This window comes from Candidatus Methylomirabilota bacterium, assembly GCA_035764725.1.
Lineage (GTDB): Bacteria > Methylomirabilota > Methylomirabilia > Rokubacteriales > CSP1-6 > DASRWT01.
Genome location: DASTYT010000051.1, coordinates 1 through 16,166, shown reverse-complemented (window position 1 = coordinate 16,166; position 16,166 = coordinate 1). Strand labels below are relative to the sequence as shown.

The following is a 16,166-nucleotide window of genomic DNA, read 5'->3' as shown; positions in this document are numbered from 1 at the left end:
GCGCCGCAACGCGCACGCCGAGTGAGGGCCGGATGCGGTGGGCCGCGCGCCACTCAGGCGCCGACGGCGCGGCGGACGGTCGCGAGCACCTCGTCGGGGGAACCCTCGAGGTGAATCGCCGCGGGGAGGGGCGGCGGGACGTACTTGATGCCGGCGCCGGTGAGGACCAGGACCACGCGGTCGCCGGGCGCGACGTCACCGGTCGCGCGCAAGCGCATCAGGGCCGCCAGCGCGGCGGCGGCCTCCGGCGCGGTCCAGATGCCCTCGACGCGCGCGAGGAGCTTCTGCGCCGCCACGATCTCGTCCTCGCTGACCGCGAGCGCGCCGCCCCCGGTCTCGCGCAGGATGCGCAGCATCTGGCGGCCGGCGAAGGGGCCGGGCACCCGCAGCCCGGCCGCGTGGGTGACGGGGTTCTCCCACATCGACGTGGTCTCCGCCTTGTCCTCGAAGGCCTTCACCACCGGCGCGCAGCCTTCGGCCTGCACGGCGAAGAAGCGCGGCTGCGGGGAGCCGATCCAGCCCATCGCCGCCAGCTCCTCATAGGCCTTCCAGATCCCGACGAGGCCGGTGCCGCCGCCCGTCGGATACATGAGGACATCGGGGGCCTCCCAGCCGAGCTGCTCGGCCAGCTCGAGGCCCATCGTCTTCTTGCCCTCGAGGCGATAGGGCTCCTTGAGCGTGGCGAGGTCGAACCAGCCGAGGCGCGGGGCCACTTGCGCGATGAGGCGGCCCGCGGTCGCGATGGAGCCTTCCACCGTGAACACGTGGGCGCCCGCGATCAGGGCCTCGGCCACCGCCGCTTCGGGCGTGCCGCGCGGCACCACCACCGCGACGGGCACGCCCGCGCGCGCGCCGTACACCGCGGCGGCGCCGCCCGCATTGCCCGCGGAGGGGATCATGAGGCCCTTCACGCCGAGCGTGCGGGCGCGGGTGATCGCCATGCCCAGCCCGCGGGCCTTGAACGAGCCGGTGGGATTCTGTCCCTCGTCCTTCGCCCACAGCCGGCGCATCCCGAGATGGCCGGCCAGGCGCGGCAGCTCGAGCACGGGCGTGCCGCCCTCGCCCAGCGTGACCGGCGCCTCGTCGTCGCCCAGCGGCAAGAGCTCGCGGAAGCGATACATGCCCGGGGGGCGCGACCGCAGCGCGTCCTTGGTGAGGGCGCGCGCGACGGCGGGGAGGTCGTAGCGCACGGCCAGCATCTGGCCGCAGGCCTCGCAGATGGTGAGGAGATGGGTCGACGCGTGCGCCTTGCCGCAGACGGTGCACTCGACGTGGGTGACGAAGCTCATACGCGCGCCACGCCCCGATCCACGGCAAAGAGATGCCAGTCGCCGGGCACGCCCTTCAGCGTGTGCAGCCCCCGGTCGGCGAAGGCGAGGCCGGAGCCCGCGACGAGGTCGCGGACAGTGCTCGACACCAGGACCTCGTCGGGCCCTGCCACCGAGGCGACCCGCGCGCCGATGTGCACGGCGATGCCGGCTAGCTTGTTGCCAAGCACCTCGCACTCGCCGGTGTGCACGCCGGCGCGCACCGTCACGCCCAGCGGGCGCACCGCCTCGCCCACCGCGCACGCTGCGCGCACCGCGCGGGCGGGCCCGTCGAAGGCGGCGAGGACCCCGTCGCCGGCGGAGTCGATCTCGCGGCCCCGGAAGCGCCCCACCTCGCGCCGGACCGCCGCGTGGAAGCCGCCGAGGAGCTCCCGCCACCGGCGGTCGCCCAGGGCCACCGCCTGCTCCGTCGAGCCCACGATGTCGGCGAAGACCACGGTCGCGAGCACCCGGTCGGGCTCGGCCTCGGTGGGGAGCTCGCCCAGGAAGCTTCGGATCTCCCGCAGGACGTGCTCGGCGTTGTCCGCGAACGGCAGGTGGTCGATCCCCGGCAGCTCGATGAGCTTCGCGCCGGGAATGTGCTCGGCCATGTAGCGGCTGGCCTCCACGGGCACCACCCGATCGCCGGTGGGGTGGAGGAGCAGGGTGGGCACCCGGACGCTCGACAGGATGCGGCGGACGTCGATCTGCGTGTTCATCCGGAGCACCTGCGCGCTCGAGGCGGGGCTCGCGCTCATCCGGGTGAAGCGCGACCACCACTGCACGAAGGCTTCGTCACGCATGCGGCTGGGCGCGCGCTCCGCGAGCCCCACCGGGCCGCCCCAGCCCTTGACGGTGGACTCGATGAACCGCTCCCAGTCCTCCAGGACCGGCATCCACGGGTGATCGCTCGATCGGACCCGGCGCGCGTACGAGCCGTGCGTGATGAGGGCGCTCACGCGGTCCGGATAGGTCGCGGCGAAGAGCACGCACATGGGACCGCCCTCGGAGTAGCCGAAGAGCGCGGCACGCTCCGAACCCACTGCGTCCATCACGGCCCGGACATCGTCCATCCGGGTCTCCAGTCCCGGAATGTCCGGCACGCGATCGGACAGACCGGTGCCGCGCTTGTCGAAGAGAATCACTCGGGAGAACCGCGCGAGGGATTCGAAGAACCGAACCGCGGAGGGCTCTTCCCAGAAGACCTCGACGTTCGAGAGCCAGCCCGGCACCACCACCAGGTCGCGCGGGCCCTCCCCGACGACCTGATAGGCAATGCTGACGTCACCGCTCTTGGCGTATCGGGTCTGGGGCGGCATCCGGGCGGGCGACGCTAGTGGCTCGCCTTCTCCTTCTCGGCCTTGGCTTCCTTGACCACCTTCTCCGCGATGTGGGCGGGCACTTCCTCGTAGTGCGACGGCTCCATCGAGTAGGCGCCGCGGCCGCCCGTCATCGAGCGCAGGGTGGACTCGTAGGTGAGCATCTCCGCCATCGGCACCTGCGCCCGCACCGCGACGATCTCGCCGTCTGGCTCCATGCCGATCACGCGGCCGCGCCGGCCGTTGATGTCGCCGATGACGTCACCCGCGTTGTCGGCGGGCGCGGTCACCTCCACGTTCATCACGGGCTCGAGCAGGATCGGGCGCGCCTCCATGAAGCCCTTCTGCAGCCCCATCGACGCCGCGATCTGGAAGGCCATGTCGGAGGAGTCGACGTCGTGATAGGAGCCGTCGTAGAGCGTGACCTTGAGGTCAACCACCGGGTAGCCCGCGTAGATGCCGCGCTTCATGCAGTCCCGCACGCCCTTCTCCACCGAGGGGATGAAGTTCCGCGGGATGGCGCCCCCGAAGATGTCGTCCACGAACTCGAAGCCGCCGCCGCGGGTGAGCGGCTCGATCCGGAGCCAGGTGTCGCCGTACTGCCCGCGCCCGCCCGTCTGCTTCTTGTACTTCCCCTGCACCTCCGCGCGCCCCTTCACCGTCTCCTTGTACGGGATGCGCGGCGGGAGCACCAGGACGTCCACGTTGTACTTGCGCTTCATGCGCTCGACGACCATCTCCACGTGCATCTGCCCCATGCCAGAGACGAGGAGCTGCTTGGTCTCGGGATCGAAGTGGTGGTGGAGGGTGGGATCTTCCTCGGCCATGCGGTGCAGCGCAGTGGAGATCTTGTCCTCGTCGCCGCGGGACTTGGGCTGGATGGCGAAGGAGATGGCCGGCTCGGGGAAGGCGATGCCGGACAGCACGATGGGGCTGGCCTCGTCGCAGAGCGTGTCGCCGGTCAGCGTGTCCTTGAGCTTGGCGACCACCCCGATCTCGCCCGGGCCCAGCGCGTCCATCGCCTTCTGAGTCTTGCCCTGCAGCCAGCCGATGTGCCCCACCCGCTCCCTGGTGCCGCGCGTGGCGTTGAACACCTGGCTGTCCGACCGCAGCGTCCCCGAGTACACGCGGAAGACGGAGAGCTTGCCTACGTGGGGATCGGAGATGGTCTTGAAGACGAGCGCAGCGAACGGGGCCTTGGGGTCGACGGCCCGCGTGCCCGCGGCTTTGGTCTTCAGGTCGGTGCCCTCGACGGCGCCGGCGTCGGCGGGGGACGGGAATTCTTCCACGATGAGGTCCATGAGGGGTTGGATGCCGATGAGACGCGTGGCCGCGGCCGCGAGCACGGGCACGAGCGTCCCGCTCGCGATGGCCTTGCGCAGAGCGCCCAGCATCTCGCCCTCGGCGATCGAGCCCTCCTCCAGATATTTGGCGAGGAGATCGTCGTCGGTCTCCGCGACGGCCTCGGTGAGCTTCTCCCGCCATTCCTTGGCGGTGTCCATCACCTCGCCCGGTATCTCGGCCTCGCGCGGCTTGCCGTCGGCGACGAGCGCCGCCTTCATCTTCACGAGGTCCACCACGCCCCGGAATCCCGCCTCCGCTCCGATCGGCACCTGCAGGGGGCAGAGGCGTCCCTTCAGCCGGCGCTGGAGGGAATCCAGGGCGCGCGAGAAGTCGGCCCGCTCCCGGTCCATCCTGTTGATCACCACGATGCGCGGGAGGCCGTAGTCGTTCGCCATCTTCCAGACCTTTTCGGTCTGGACCTGCACCCCCGCCACCGCGTCCACCACCACGATCGCCCCGCCCACCGCCCGCAGGCCGGCCCGGGCGTCGGAGATGAAATCGCCGTATCCCGGCGTGTCGACGAAATTCAGGCGATGCCCCTTGTAATCGCAGTAGGCCGCCGACGTGGACAGCGAGATCTTGCGCTTGATCTCGTCGGGGTCGAAATCGGTGGTGGTGGTGCCATCATCGACGCGGCCCAGCCGGTTCACCGCGCCGGCGACGAACAACATGCCTTCCACCAGCGAGGTCTTGCCGACCCCGCCGTGGCCGACCATGCCGATGTTGCGGATCTTCGCGATATCGAGCGCCATGTCCGCCTCCCCGTTGATTCCGACACGACGGATAGAACGACGAAGAAGGAAGAGGGCTGATGTGACGGGGATGCTACCACACGGCGACGGACCCTTCTAGGGGCCCGCGGGGCCGCCCGACGACGCTAGGGCGCGGCGACCCGGTTGGCGAGCACGCCGATCCGTTCGACCTCCGCCTCCATGCGGTCGCCGATCTTGAGGAAGTTGCCGGTGGCCGCGCCCACGCCGTCGGGGGTGCCGGTGGCGATGACATCGCCGGGCACCAAGGTAAAGCCCTGCGAGAGCACCTCGATGCACTGATCCACCGGGAAGATCATCTTGGAGGTGTGGCTGGACTGACGCGCCTGCCCGTTCACCCGCAGCGACACCGCGAGGGACTGCGGATCGGGGATCTCGTCGGCGGTGACGAGCACCGGGCCCATGGGGCAGAAGGTGTCGAGCGACTTCCCCTTGAACCACTGGCCGTGCTTCTTCTGGAGATCGCGCGCGGTCACGTCGTTGATCACCGTGTAGCCGAAGACGTGGCGGAGCGCGTTCCCCCGCGGGATGTCGCGCCCGCCGGTGCCGATCACCGCGGTCAGCTCGACCTCGTAGTCCAGCTCCTTGGTGACGGCATGATGGGTGACGCGCTCGCCCGTCCCGATCACGCAGTCGGCCGGCTTGGTGAAGTACACCGGATGCTCGGGCACGGCGGCGCCGCGCTCGGCGGCATGGTCGGCGTAGTTACGGCCGAGGCAGAACACGTTCCGGGGCGGAATGATCGGCGCGAGGAGACGCACCTTGGCGAGGGGGTACGCGAGCTTCCGCGCGGCGAGATCGTCGATGCCCTGCGCATCGACCAGGCGCTGGCCCGCCTCGAAGGCCTCGCGCGCGCGAGCGAGCGCGGTCTCGCCGCCCTCCACCAGCTCGAGCATGGTCTTCGGAAATCCCCGGCCGCGCGCTGGCTCGTTGCGCTGGGCGGCGAGATCCTTGGCCACCCCGGCCAGATCGATCACAGCCTCGTGCCAGATCGCACCCACGCGCCCCTGGCTGCGCCCCTTGCGGAACGTGACGAGATGCATGGCCTACTCCTCGTCGACGCCGCGCCGGGCGGGCAGGGTCTTGCCAGCCTGGCGCGCGATCTCCTCGAGCTCCTTGGGCAGCCCGAAACGGACGTCCTCCTCGACCACGTGCACCTCGCGCACCTCGGCCGGTCGCATCGCCTGCAGCGCGTGCACCACCTCGGTGACGAGGAACTCGGGCGTCGAGGCACCGGCGGTCACGCCCACGCGCGTCGCCCCCTCCAGCCACTCCGGGCGGATGTCGTTCTTGTCGTTGATGAGATAGGACGCCGTGCCCAGCCCCTTCGAGACCTCGACGAGGCGGTTGGCGTTGGAGCTGTTCGCCGCGCCGATGACGAGGAGCACGTCCACGCCGCTCGCCACCGTCTTGGCCGCAGCCTGCCGGTTCTGGGTCGCGTAGCAGATGTCGTCCTTCGACGGCCCCACGATCTTGGGGAAGCGGCGGCGCAGCGCGGCGATGCAGTCGCGGGTGTCGTCGACCGACAGCGTGGTCTGGGTGAGGAACGCGACCTTGCTGGGATCCGGCACCTCGAGGCGATCGACCTCGTCCGGGTGCGCGATCACCAGGATCTTGTCCGGCGCCTCGCCCGTCGTCCCCACCACCTCATCGTGGTCGGCATGCCCCACCAGGATGATCGAGTAGCCCTCGCGCGCGTAGCGAACGGCCTCGAGATGCACCTTGGTCACGAGGGGACAGGTGGCGTCGATCACGCGGAGCCCGCGCCGCTCCGCCTCCACGCGCACCGCCGGCGCGATGCCGTGGGCGCTGAAGATCACGGTGGCATCGTCCGGTACCTCGTCGAGCTCGTCCACGAAGTGCGCGCCCTTGGCCCGCAGGGCCTCCACGACGTGCCGGTTGTGCACGATCTCTTTCCGCACGTAGACCGGCGGCGGGCACACCTGCAGGGCCAGCTCGACGATGTCGATCGCCCGGTCGACGCCCGCGCAGAAGCCGCGGGGCCCGGCCAGCACGATGTCCTGGAGCAGCGGAATGGTGGCCATCGGGTCTCCTGGGTAAATGTGAGGACTCACGCGAGTATACCGGAGGGGCGACCCCCGCTCAAACGGAAGGATCGATGGCCACCTTGAGTGCCTGGCCATCGCCCATGAGGCCGAGCGCCCGCGGCACGTCGGCCAGCCCCATCGTGTGGGTGACCAGCGGGTCCGGGTTCAGGGCGCCGGTGGCGAGGAGGTCGACCGCACGGCGGATCAGCTCCGGGGTGTGGTGAAAGGCTCCCGCCAGGGTCAGCTCCTCGTAGTGCGCCCGCCTCGCGTCGACGCGCACGTGCGTCCCCGGCGCGCAGCCGCCGAAGAAGACCACGGTGCCGCCCCGTCCGACCGCGTCCATGGCCAGCTCCCACACCTCCGGCCGCCCGGTGGCGTCGACGGCCACGTGGATGCCGTCGCCGCCCGCGCGGGCGCGCAGCTGCTCGATCACATCGCCCTCGCGTGCATCCACGCATTCGGCAAAGCCCGCCGCGCGCACGCGCGCGAGGCGCCAGCCGCTCTTGCCGATCACGAGCACCCGCGCCTTGCGTTGGGCGGCCACCAGCGCGAGCAGGCAGCCCAGCGGACCCGGGCCGAAGATTGCCACCGTCATCCCGGCTTCCACGCGCCCGCGGTCGATCCCCTGCACCGCGCAGGCGAGCGGCTCCGCGAAGGCGGCGCGCGCGGCGGACAGCGACGGGCTGATCCGCACCACGTTCCGCTCCACCAGGCGCGGCGGCAGCGCGATCATCTCGCCGTAGGCGCCGTTGACGAACAAGAGGTCCTCGCAGAGGTTGGGCCGCCCCGCGCGGCACAGGTGGCAGGCCCCGCACGGCGCCGAGTTCGCGGCCACCAGACGGTCGCCCTCGCGCCAGCTCCGCACCCCGGCCCCGACCGCGGCCACGGTGCCCGCGAGCTCATGGCCGAACACCGTGGGCACGGTGGGAATCATCACGGGGTGACCCCGCCGCAGCGTTTTCACGTCCGTGCCGCAGGTGAGCGCGGCCTCCACCCGGAGCAGGATCTCGCCGGCGCCCGGAGCGGGCACGGGCACCTCCTCGAAGCGCAGATCGCCCGGCCCGTGAAAGACCTGGGCGCGCATGCGCGCGGTCACGGCGTCACGTACACCTTCACCGCCTCCTGCCGCCGCATCAGCGCCACGCCCTCCTCGAGTCGTGCCAGGGGCAGGCGGTGCGTGATGAGACCGTCCACCATCACGCGCCCGCTGACCAGGTGCGCGAAGGCCTCGGCCAGCTCGGTGGGCGAGGACGAGTAGGTGGCGCTGAGCGTGAGCTCGCGGTGATAGAGCGTGTCGAGGGCCAGCGGGAGCAGGTCGCCGGCCCCGCCCGCGAAGCAGTGGACGTGGCCGCCGTCCCGCACGCGGGCCGCGGCCGCGGCCACCGCGGTCGCCGCGCCGGCGGTAAGCATCACCACGTCGGCGCCGCGCCCGCCGGTGGCCTCGCGGAGGACGCCATCCAGCGCTGCGTCGTCCTCGAACACCTCCACACCGAGCCCCGCGGCCAGCCGACGTCGCGCGGCGAGGAGATCGGCGCCCAGCACGCGCGCACCCGCCAGGCAAAAGCCCTGGGCGAGGAGACAGCCGATGGAGCCGAGCCCTACCACCACCACGGTGTCGCCCGCGCGGGCACCGGTGCGCTTGACCGCGCGGAGGCAGCACGCGAGGGGCTCGGTGAACGACGCGGTTTCGTCGCTCATGGTCGCGCCGATGGCGAACGTCGCATGCGCGACGTTGGGCGCGGGCACGCGCACGAGCTCGGCGAACCCGCCCGGGTCGAGGTTCACGCGCTTGAACTCCCGGCACATGGAGGGACTGCCGCGGCGGCAGTAGTGGCAAGCGAAGCAGGGCACGTGATGCGCGACGACCACACGGTCTCCCTCCGCAAAGCGACCCACGCCCGGCCCGACCGCCGCGACCTCGCCCACCAGCTCGTGGCCCAGCACCGCGGGCGCCGCCGCCGCCCCGCGGGCGAGCTTGGCGAGGTCCGAGCCGCAAAGGCCGCAGCCGCGGAGCCGCACGATCAGCTCGCCCGCGCCCGCCCGCGGCTCCGGCCACTCGCGCAGCTCGAGGCGGCCGGACCCCACATGCACGGACGCTTTCATGAGCGCGGCGGCTATCGGGCCGGGCGCGCGAGAGGCGGGCGGCCGCGGGTGCCCAGGCGGGAGCGCGCCCAGCACGCGAGCGCGATGGCGATGCGCCGGCGGGAGGGCACGGTGACGCGCTCGCCGAAGACGTCGAAGCCGCGCGCTTCGATGGCCTGGAGCAGTGCGAAGTAGGTCCGGCCCATGATCTCCGCGGCGAAGAGCGAGCGGCGATCCGCCGGGGGAAATCCACGCCAGGCCCGCGCGTAGTACTCGCGGGCGCGCGTGGCCTGGAAGGCCATGAGGGCCTCGAAGGCCGGCGAGTAGCGCCCCAGGCGCAGCTCGTCCGGGCTCACGCCGAAGCGCCGCAGATCCTCCTGCGGCAGATAGACCCGGCCGATGCGGGCGTCGACCTGAACGTCGCGGAGGATATTCGTCAGCTGAAGAGCCACGCCGAGGTTGATGGCATAGTCCTGCGCGCGCGGATCGGTGTAGCCGAAGATGGCGATGCTGCAGAGCCCCACCGCGGAGGCCACGCGATAGCAGTACGGGTAGAGATCCTTGAAGGTCTCGTAGCTGGCGACGTCGAGGTCCATTTCCACGCCGGCGATGATCTCCTCCAGCGCCTCTCGCGGGATGGGGAACCGTCGCACCGCCTCGCGGAGCCGCTGCGCCGCGGGGTGCTGGGGGTCGCCGGCGCCCCACACCCGCGCGATCTCCTCGCGCCAGCGGGCGAGCTCGGCGCGCTGAGCGCCGCGGTCCGCGCCCTCGTCGACCGCGTCGTCGACGATGCGGCAGAAAGCGTAGACGGCGAAGATCGCCTCCCGCTGGGCGCGCGGCAGGAGGAGAAAGGCGTAGAAGAAGTTCGACCGGCTCTTGCGCGTGAGCCGCGAGACGAACCTGGCCGGGTTCACGCGGCCCGCCGTCCCCGCGGCGGGGCCGCGTAGCCCCGCGCCACGAACCAGTCGACGGCGTCGCCGAGCGCCCGCTCCGCGGGCGTTTGGGGCAGGCCGAGCTCGCGCACCGCCTTGTCCACGCTGAAGAACATGCGCTTGCGCGCCATCCGCACCGCGGTGAGCGGCACCGCGGGCGCGCGGCCGGTCAGCCGCGCCACGCCTTCCATGCCCGCCGCGGCCAGCCAGGCTACCGCGTACGGCACCCGGAAGCGCGGCGCGGGCAGGCCGGTGAGCCGGGCGAGCGCGCTGAAGATCTCCAGCAGCGTCAAGTTGGCGTGACCGAGCACGTACCGCTCGCCGAGGCGCCCGCGCTCGGCGGCGAGGATGTGACCGCGCGCGACGTCCCGGACGTGCGCGATGTTGAGGCCGGTGTCGAACGACGCGACCATCTTCCTGCGGAGGAAGTCCACGACCATCTGGCCCGTCGGCGTGGGCTTGACGTCCCAGGGGCCGATCGGCGCGGACGGATTCACGATCACGATGGGCGCGCCGCGCGCCGCGAGCTCGCGGGCGACTTCCTCCGCCACGAACTTCGAGGCCTTGTACGGCCCGACCATGTCCGCGAGCGACACCGGCGTGGCTTCGTCGCCGGGCCGGCCGTCCTTCGGGATGCCGAGCACGCCCACCGTCGACGTGTAGACGATGCGGCTGGCCCCGGCCTGGGCGGCCGCCTCCAGCACGTGGCGGGTCCCGTTCACGTTGGCGCGAAAGAGCGCGGACGGATCGGGCGCCCAGAGCCGGTAGTCGGCGGCGACGTGATACACCCGCTCCATGCCCGCGGCCGCCCGGCGCACCGAGGTGGAATCGAGCAGGTCGCCCTCGACGATCTCCACCTCGCAGCCCGCGAGGGCGCGGCGGTCGCCGCCCGCCCGGGCGAGCACGCGCACCCGGTCGCCGTCGGCCAGGAGCTCGCGGACGAGATTGGCGCCGACGAACCCGGTGCCGCCCGTCACGAGGGAGCGCCTCATGCTCCGGCCTCGAGCCCGGCGAGCACCCGCGCCACCGTGGCGAGGGCCAGGCGGCTGCCCCGCCGGAGCGCGAGCGCGCGCGGCAGCGTCTGCGGCTGGGTGAGCGCGAGCAAGAGGACGCGGCCGCCGCGCACGCGCCCTTCGGGGGAGACCAAGGCGCTCAGCGCCGCCGGCACCGAGGATCCGGCGTCGTCGGAGACGCCGCGCACGACCAGGGCCGGCGCGCGCGCCGCGCGGGCCGCCGCCACGATTGGCCCCGACTCCATGTCCACCGCGACGGCGCCGGTGGCGGCGCGGAGCGCGGCCTTGTCCCCGGGCGTGGCCAGCACGCCCGCCGACGTGGCGAGGAGACCCGTCTCGGCGCGCGGGCCGGCGAGCGCCAGCGCGCGCGCGTGCGCGGACGCCGAGATGGTCAGCGTCTCTCCCCCCGCGCCGAGGATCCGCGTGGGGAGCACCAGGTCGCCGGGGGCGAGGCGCGGTTCGAGGCCGCCGCAGATGCCGGCGGAGATCACCAGCGGATCGGTGAGCCCGTCGAGCCCGTCGGCCCAGCGCGCGGACAGAAGCGCGGCGCCCAGTCCAACGGGGACGATGCGAGTGGATCCACGGCCGAACGCACGATATGGCAGACCGGCGAGGGCGGGAAGCTCGAGCTCCCGCGCCAGCCCCGCGGCCTCGAGCTCGACGGCCGTCAGGATCAGGATGCCGTTCACAGGACTACGCGGGCGGGGCGTGCTGCGCCTTCTCGCGCTCCTTGCGCTCCAGCCAGGCCTTCCACGAATTGCCCTCGGCGGGGTCCTTGCCGGTGAAGAGGACGTTGACGATGTCGTCATACGGGATGCGGACGGGATCATTGCCCTCCTCGTCGATGACCTGGACGAAGGGCTCGGGCGCGCTCCCGTCGCGATTGCTCAGATAGCCCACCAGCTCGCTGCCGTCCTTCCGCACCACCGTGACGTTGCCGCGGTAGTCGAAGGCGTGCTCGATCACCTCGGCGAGGGTGAGGTAGGGCCCGATGTCGGGCACCCAGCCTTGCAGCGTCATGCGCGCGCCTCCGGCCTCAGAGCTTGCCGGTGAAGGTGACGGCGGCGGTCTCGATGAAGCCGCGGAGCGAGCTAAACGTGTGATCCACCGCAGTGGCCTCGAACCCGCAGTGCACCATGCAGTCCTGGCACTTCTCGTTGCCGCTCTTCCGCCCGTAGTTCTCCCAGGGCGTGGTCGCCATCAGCTCCTTGAAGGTCTCCGCATAGCCGTCCTGCAGGAGATAGCAGGGCCGCTGCCACCCGAACATGTTGTAGGTCGGGTTGCCCCATGGGGTGCACTCGTAGTCGTGCTTGCCCATGAGGAAGCGGAGGAAGAGCGGCGACTGGTTGAAGCGCCAGCCACGCTTGGGGTTCGACAGGATGGCGCTGAAGAGCTGATTGGTGCGGCTCCGGCGGAGGAAGTGCTCCTGGTCCGGCGCCTTCGAATAGCTGTAGCCGGGGGAGACCATCATCCCCTCCACCCCCACCCGCATCATCTCGTCGAAGAACTCGCGGACCCGCAGGGGGGAGGCGCCGTCGAAGAGCGTGGTGTTGGTGGTGACGCGGAAGCCCCGCGCCAGCGCCTCCTGGATGGCCGGCAGCGCCTGGTCGTACACCCCGTCGCGGCACACCGCCTCGTCGTGCTCCTCGCGGAGGCCGTCCATGTGCACGCTGAAGCTGAGATACCGCGAGGGCGTGAAGAGGTGCAGCTTCTCCTTCAGCAGGATCGCGTTGGTGCAGAGGTACACGTACTTCTTCCGCTTCACCAGCTCCGCCACCAGCCGGTCGATCTCCGGGTACATCAGCGGCTCGCCGCCCGGGATGCTCACCATCGGCGCCCCGCACTCGTCGACCGCCTGGAGGCACTTTTCGACGGAGAGACTCTTACGCAGGATCTGCGCCGGGTACTGGATCTTGCCGCAGCCCGCGCACGCGAGGTTGCAGCGGAAGAGCGGCTCGAGCATCAGGACGAGGGGGTAGCGCTTGTGGCCCGCGAGCCTCTGGCGGATCACATACGTCGCAACCGTCCACATCTGCGAGAGCGGCACACTCATGGGTTAGGCGATCCCTTTCGTGTGTAGGACATGTCCCAGAACAACCCCGCAACAGAGTACCAGAAAGAGCCCGGCGTGGCGCACCAAAACCGTGTGCTAGTATGGTGCGATGTTTGCTCAGAAACTCGGCGCGATGAGTGTGTCCGAAGCCTCTTCGCCCGCTCCGACCGACTCGGCGGCGGCTCGCGTCGACACCGCCATCGCGCGCGCGCACCGGCTGCTGCTCCGGACGCAGGAACCGGACGGGCACTGGGTGGGCGAGCTCGAGGCCGACAGCACCATCTCGAGTGAGTATCTCCTCTTCTGTCACCTGTTGGACCGCGTCGACCGCGAGCGCGAGGCGAAGATCGTCGCCTACCTTCGCGAGCGCCAGCTCGCCGACGGCGGCTGGAGCCTCTTCGAGGGCGGACCACACAACCTCTCCGCCACCATCAAGGCCTACTTCGCCATGAAGGTGGCCGGCGTGTCGGCGGACGATCCGGCGATGGCGCGGGCCCGCGCCCTGATCCTGGCCGAAGGCGGGCTGGTGCAGGCCAACGTCTTCACCAAGATTCTCCTCGCCCTCTTCGGGGAGTACGACTGGGCGGGGATCCCCGCCATGCCGGTGGAGATCATGCTCCTGCCCCGCTGGTCGTACTTCAATCTGCTCGAGGTCTCGTACTGGTCCCGCACCGTCATGGTCCCGCTGCTCATCGTGATGGACGCCAAGCCGGTGCACCGGATGCCGCCCGACCGGCGCCTCGACGAGCTCTGGACGGTGCCGCGCACGGAGGCGAGCCTGCGCATCGACCGGATGCCGCGGCCGTTCTCGCCGAGGACGTTCCTTTGGAAGAACTTCTTCATCGGCGTGGACGACGCGCTGAAGGGCTGGGAGCGCCTGGGACCGCGCCCCCTGCGCGCCCGCGCGCTCGAGGCGGCCCGGCGATGGCTCGAGGAGCGCCTCGCGGTGCCCGGCGGCCTGGGCGGGATCTTTCCGGCGATGGTCAACGCGGTCCTGGCGCTCCGATGCCTCGGATATCCGGATGACCACCCGCTCATCCGCGGCCAGCTGAAGGAGATCGAGGCGCTCGGGATCGAGACCGCACGCACCCTGCACTACCAGCCGTGCGTCTCGCCGGTATGGGACACCGCGCTCGCGGCCAACGCGCTGATCGAGTCCGGCTTCCCCGTCGATGATCCGGCCCTCGTCCGTGCCGGCGAGTGGTTGATCGACCGGCAGGTGACGGTGCCGGGCGACTGGCAGATCAAGCGTCCGGGAGTGCCACCGGGCGGCTGGCCGTTCCAGTACCACAACGACTTCTACCCCGACCTCGACGACTCGGCCATGGTCATGATGGCCCTGGCCCGCACCGAGGGGCTCGACGCCGGGCGCAAGGAGCGCGCGCTCACGCGCGGCATGGCGTGGTTCATGGGCATGCAGGGCGGAGACGGCGGGTGGGGCTCGTTCGACGCCGACAACAACCGCCTCATCCTCAACAACATTCCCTTCGCCGACCACGGCGCGCTGCTGGATCCGTCGACCGAGGACCTCACCGGGCGCGGCCTCGAGCTCATGGGCATGCTGGGCGAGACCCTCGACCACCCGGCGGCGCGGCGCGGCCTCACCTTCATCCGCGACTCGCAGCGCGCGGACGGCCCCTGGTACGGCCGCTGGGGCGCCAACTACATCTACGGCACGTGGTCGGTGCTCCGCGGGCTGGGCGCAATCGGCGAGAACCCGTCGCGCGCCTACGTGCAGCGGGCGATCGTCTGGCTCGAGGCGCGCCAGAACGCGGACGGCGGCTGGGGCGAGACCCTGCATTCCTACGAGGATCCGGCGCAGGCGGGACGCGGCGCCTCCATTCCCAGCCAGACGGCCTGGGCGCTGCTCGGCCTGCTCGCGGTCGGCGGCGCGGAGCGCCCGTCGGTGGCGCGGGGAATCCGCTACCTCCTCGAGACGCAGGGCGAGGACGGGGCGTGGGAGGACCCGCTCTGGAACGGGACGGGCTTCCCGCGCGTCTTCTACCTCAAGTACCACCTGTACGCGAAGTACTTCCCCCTCTGGGCTCTGGGGGCCTACCGGAACGCCCGCGGATGACGGAGCGGTTCTCGGCCGCAGCCCAGCCCCTGCCGGTGCGGGTGGTCGGGGGGCTCGGCGCGGTGACCCTGGAGATCGTGCAGTCGCTCGGCCGGTTCGGCCGCTTCCTCGTCCAGGCGCTCAGCTTCGCCGTCATCCCGCCGATCAAGGTGGGGCGCATCGTCGAGCGCATCCACTTCATCGGCTTCCGCTCGCTCACCATCGTGATCCTCACCGGCGCGTTCACCGGCATGGTGCTGGGCCTCCAGATCTTCCTCGTGCTCTCCCGCTTCGGCTCGGAGGCCTTCCTGGGGCCGGCGGTCGCCCTCGCGCTAATCCGCGAGCTCGGGCCCGTGCTCTGCGCCCTCATCGTCACCGGCCGCGCCGGGTCCGCCCTCACCGCCGAGCTCGGCATCATGAAGATCACCGAGCAGATCGATGCCCTCACCGTGATGGCGCTCAATCCCCGCCGCTACCTGATCGCCCCGCCCATCGTGGCCGGGATCATCACGTTCCCGCTGATGGCCGCGCTCTTCGACGTGGTGGGCATCTTCGGCGCGTACCTCGTCGCGTCCCAGCTCCTGGGGATGTCCGACGGGACGTACTTCGGCGAGATGGACACCTTCGTCGACGTCGCCGACATCATGACGGGTTTCTGGAAGGCGCTGTCCTTCGGGGTCATCGTCACGTGGGTCTGCACCTACAAGGGCTACTACTGCGGCCACGGCGCCGAGGGCGTGGCCCGCGCGACCACCCAGGCGGTGGTGCTCTCGTCGGTGCTCATCCTCGTATGGGACTACTTCATGGGGTCCGTGCTCCCGTGATCAAGGTCGTGGGGGTGCGTCGGTCGTTCGGACCGCAGGAGGTCCTGCGGGGGCTCGACCTCGAGATCGCCACCGGCGAGATCCTCGTCGTGATCGGACGGAGCGGCGGCGGGAAGTCGGTGCTCCTCAAGCATCTCATCGGGCTGCTCCGGCCGGACTCCGGGCACATCTTTGTGGACGACGTCGACATCACCCGCCTCGGCCGGAACGCGCTCGACCGCATCCGCGAGCGCTACGGTGTGGTATTCCAGGGGGGCGCCCTCTTCGACTCGATGTCGGTGTACGACAACGTGGCCTTCCCCCTTCGCGAGAAGACGCGGCTCCGCCCCGCCGAGGTCCGGCAGCGCGTGGAGGAGAAGCTCGCGCAGGTGGGCCTCGAAGGGATGGGGGCGAAGAACCCCGCCGAGATCTCCGGCGG

The 16,166-nt window shown here is 71.2% G+C and carries 15 protein-coding genes; 3 read left to right on the top strand and 12 right to left on the bottom strand.

The features are described 5' to 3' along the window. Nucleotides 1-53: 53 nt before the first annotated feature. The 12 genes from VFX14_08850 to hpnH form a co-directional block, all read right to left on the bottom strand. Nucleotides 54-1,289, bottom strand: a complete 1,236-nt coding sequence (locus VFX14_08850) for a threonine synthase (protein HEU5189784.1) — start codon at nt 1,287-1,289, stop codon at nt 54-56. Then, nucleotides 1,286-2,626, bottom strand: coding sequence for an adenylate/guanylate cyclase domain-containing protein (locus VFX14_08845; GenBank protein ID HEU5189783.1), 1,341 nt, complete (start codon nt 2,624-2,626; stop codon nt 1,286-1,288). Before VFX14_08845 ends, VFX14_08850 begins: the two co-directional genes overlap by 4 nt. A gap of 14 nt (nt 2,627-2,640) precedes the next feature. Next, on the bottom strand, nt 2,641-4,722 hold the full coding sequence (gene fusA / locus VFX14_08840; protein HEU5189782.1) for an elongation factor G: 2,082 nt from the start codon (nt 4,720-4,722) through the stop codon (nt 2,641-2,643). Between the two features lie 125 nt (nt 4,723-4,847). Further along, complete coding sequence (locus VFX14_08835; protein HEU5189781.1) at nt 4,848-5,783, bottom strand: fumarylacetoacetate hydrolase family protein; 936 nt, start codon at nt 5,781-5,783, stop codon at nt 4,848-4,850. 3 nt (nt 5,784-5,786) lie between these two features. Further along, nucleotides 5,787-6,785: a 4-hydroxy-3-methylbut-2-enyl diphosphate reductase gene (gene ispH, locus VFX14_08830; GenBank protein ID HEU5189780.1), complete on the bottom strand. Its 999-nt coding sequence runs from the start codon at nt 6,783-6,785 to the stop codon at nt 5,787-5,789. A 58-nt stretch (nt 6,786-6,843) separates the two neighbouring features. Further along, complete coding sequence (locus tag VFX14_08825) at nt 6,844-7,884, bottom strand: alcohol dehydrogenase catalytic domain-containing protein (protein HEU5189779.1); 1,041 nt, start codon at nt 7,882-7,884, stop codon at nt 6,844-6,846. After that, nucleotides 7,881-8,891, bottom strand: coding sequence for an alcohol dehydrogenase catalytic domain-containing protein (locus VFX14_08820; GenBank protein ID HEU5189778.1), 1,011 nt, complete (start codon nt 8,889-8,891; stop codon nt 7,881-7,883). The genes VFX14_08825 and VFX14_08820 overlap by 4 nt, the downstream gene beginning before the upstream one ends. An 11-nt stretch (nt 8,892-8,902) precedes the next feature. Further along, the gene (gene hpnD, locus VFX14_08815) at nt 8,903-9,784 is read right to left on the bottom strand and encodes a presqualene diphosphate synthase HpnD (GenBank protein HEU5189777.1); all 882 of its coding nucleotides are present in this window, start codon (nt 9,782-9,784) and stop codon (nt 8,903-8,905) included. Then, a complete protein-coding gene (gene hpnA / locus VFX14_08810; protein ID HEU5189776.1) occupies nt 9,781-10,794 on the bottom strand; it encodes a hopanoid-associated sugar epimerase in 1,014 nt (337 codons plus the stop codon). Before hpnA ends, hpnD begins: the two co-directional genes overlap by 4 nt. After that, a complete protein-coding gene (locus tag VFX14_08805) occupies nt 10,791-11,504 on the bottom strand; it encodes a hypothetical protein (GenBank protein ID HEU5189775.1) in 714 nt (237 codons plus the stop codon). Before VFX14_08805 ends, hpnA begins: the two co-directional genes overlap by 4 nt. Before the next feature lie 4 nt (nt 11,505-11,508). Next, nucleotides 11,509-11,835: a hypothetical protein gene (locus VFX14_08800; GenBank protein ID HEU5189774.1), complete on the bottom strand. Its 327-nt coding sequence runs from the start codon at nt 11,833-11,835 to the stop codon at nt 11,509-11,511. Between the two features lie 16 nt (nt 11,836-11,851). After that, a complete protein-coding gene (hpnH, locus tag VFX14_08795) occupies nt 11,852-12,868 on the bottom strand; it encodes an adenosyl-hopene transferase HpnH (GenBank protein ID HEU5189773.1) in 1,017 nt (338 codons plus the stop codon). A gap of 109 nt (nt 12,869-12,977) precedes the next feature. Here hpnH and shc point away from each other — a divergent pair, with 109 nt between their 5' ends. The 3 genes from shc to VFX14_08780 all read left to right on the top strand — a co-directional run. Then, nucleotides 12,978-14,945, top strand: a complete 1,968-nt coding sequence (gene shc / locus VFX14_08790; GenBank protein HEU5189772.1) for a squalene--hopene cyclase — start codon at nt 12,978-12,980, stop codon at nt 14,943-14,945. Then, nucleotides 14,942-15,748 carry an MlaE family lipid ABC transporter permease subunit gene (locus VFX14_08785; GenBank protein ID HEU5189771.1) on the top strand — a complete coding sequence of 269 codons (807 nt, stop codon included), beginning with the start codon at nt 14,942-14,944 and terminating at the stop codon, nt 15,746-15,748. The genes shc and VFX14_08785 overlap by 4 nt, the downstream gene beginning before the upstream one ends. Continuing rightward, nucleotides 15,745-16,166, top strand: a 422-nt coding sequence (locus tag VFX14_08780) for an ATP-binding cassette domain-containing protein (GenBank protein HEU5189770.1), incomplete at its 3' end; no start/stop codon positions are given. The genes VFX14_08785 and VFX14_08780, both read left to right, overlap by 4 nt.

Excerpts from the sequence above, each read along its gene's own strand:
- VFX14_08850 (HEU5189784.1), bottom strand. The coding sequence starts at position 1,289 with ATGAGCTTCGTCACCCACGTCGAGTGCACCGTCTGCGGCAAGGCGCAC.
- VFX14_08845 (HEU5189783.1), bottom strand. The coding sequence starts at position 2,626 with ATGCCGCCCCAGACCCGATACGCCAAGAGCGGTGACGTCAGCATTGCC.
- fusA (HEU5189782.1), bottom strand. The coding sequence starts at position 4,722 with ATGGCGCTCGATATCGCGAAGATCCGCAACATCGGCATGGTCGGCCAC.
- VFX14_08835 (HEU5189781.1), bottom strand. The coding sequence starts at position 5,783 with ATGCATCTCGTCACGTTCCGCAAGGGGCGCAGCCAGGGGCGCGTGGGT.
- ispH (HEU5189780.1), bottom strand. The coding sequence starts at position 6,785 with ATGGCCACCATTCCGCTGCTCCAGGACATCGTGCTGGCCGGGCCCCGC.
- VFX14_08820 (HEU5189778.1), bottom strand. The coding sequence starts at position 8,891 with ATGAAAGCGTCCGTGCATGTGGGGTCCGGCCGCCTCGAGCTGCGCGAG.
- hpnA (HEU5189776.1), bottom strand. The coding sequence starts at position 10,794 with ATGAGGCGCTCCCTCGTGACGGGCGGCACCGGGTTCGTCGGCGCCAAT.
- VFX14_08800 (HEU5189774.1), bottom strand. The coding sequence starts at position 11,835 with ATGACGCTGCAAGGCTGGGTGCCCGACATCGGGCCCTACCTCACCCTC.
- hpnH (HEU5189773.1), bottom strand. The coding sequence starts at position 12,868 with ATGAGTGTGCCGCTCTCGCAGATGTGGACGGTTGCGACGTATGTGATC.
- shc (HEU5189772.1), top strand. The coding sequence starts at position 12,978 with ATGTTTGCTCAGAAACTCGGCGCGATGAGTGTGTCCGAAGCCTCTTCG.
- VFX14_08785 (HEU5189771.1), top strand. The coding sequence starts at position 14,942 with ATGACGGAGCGGTTCTCGGCCGCAGCCCAGCCCCTGCCGGTGCGGGTG.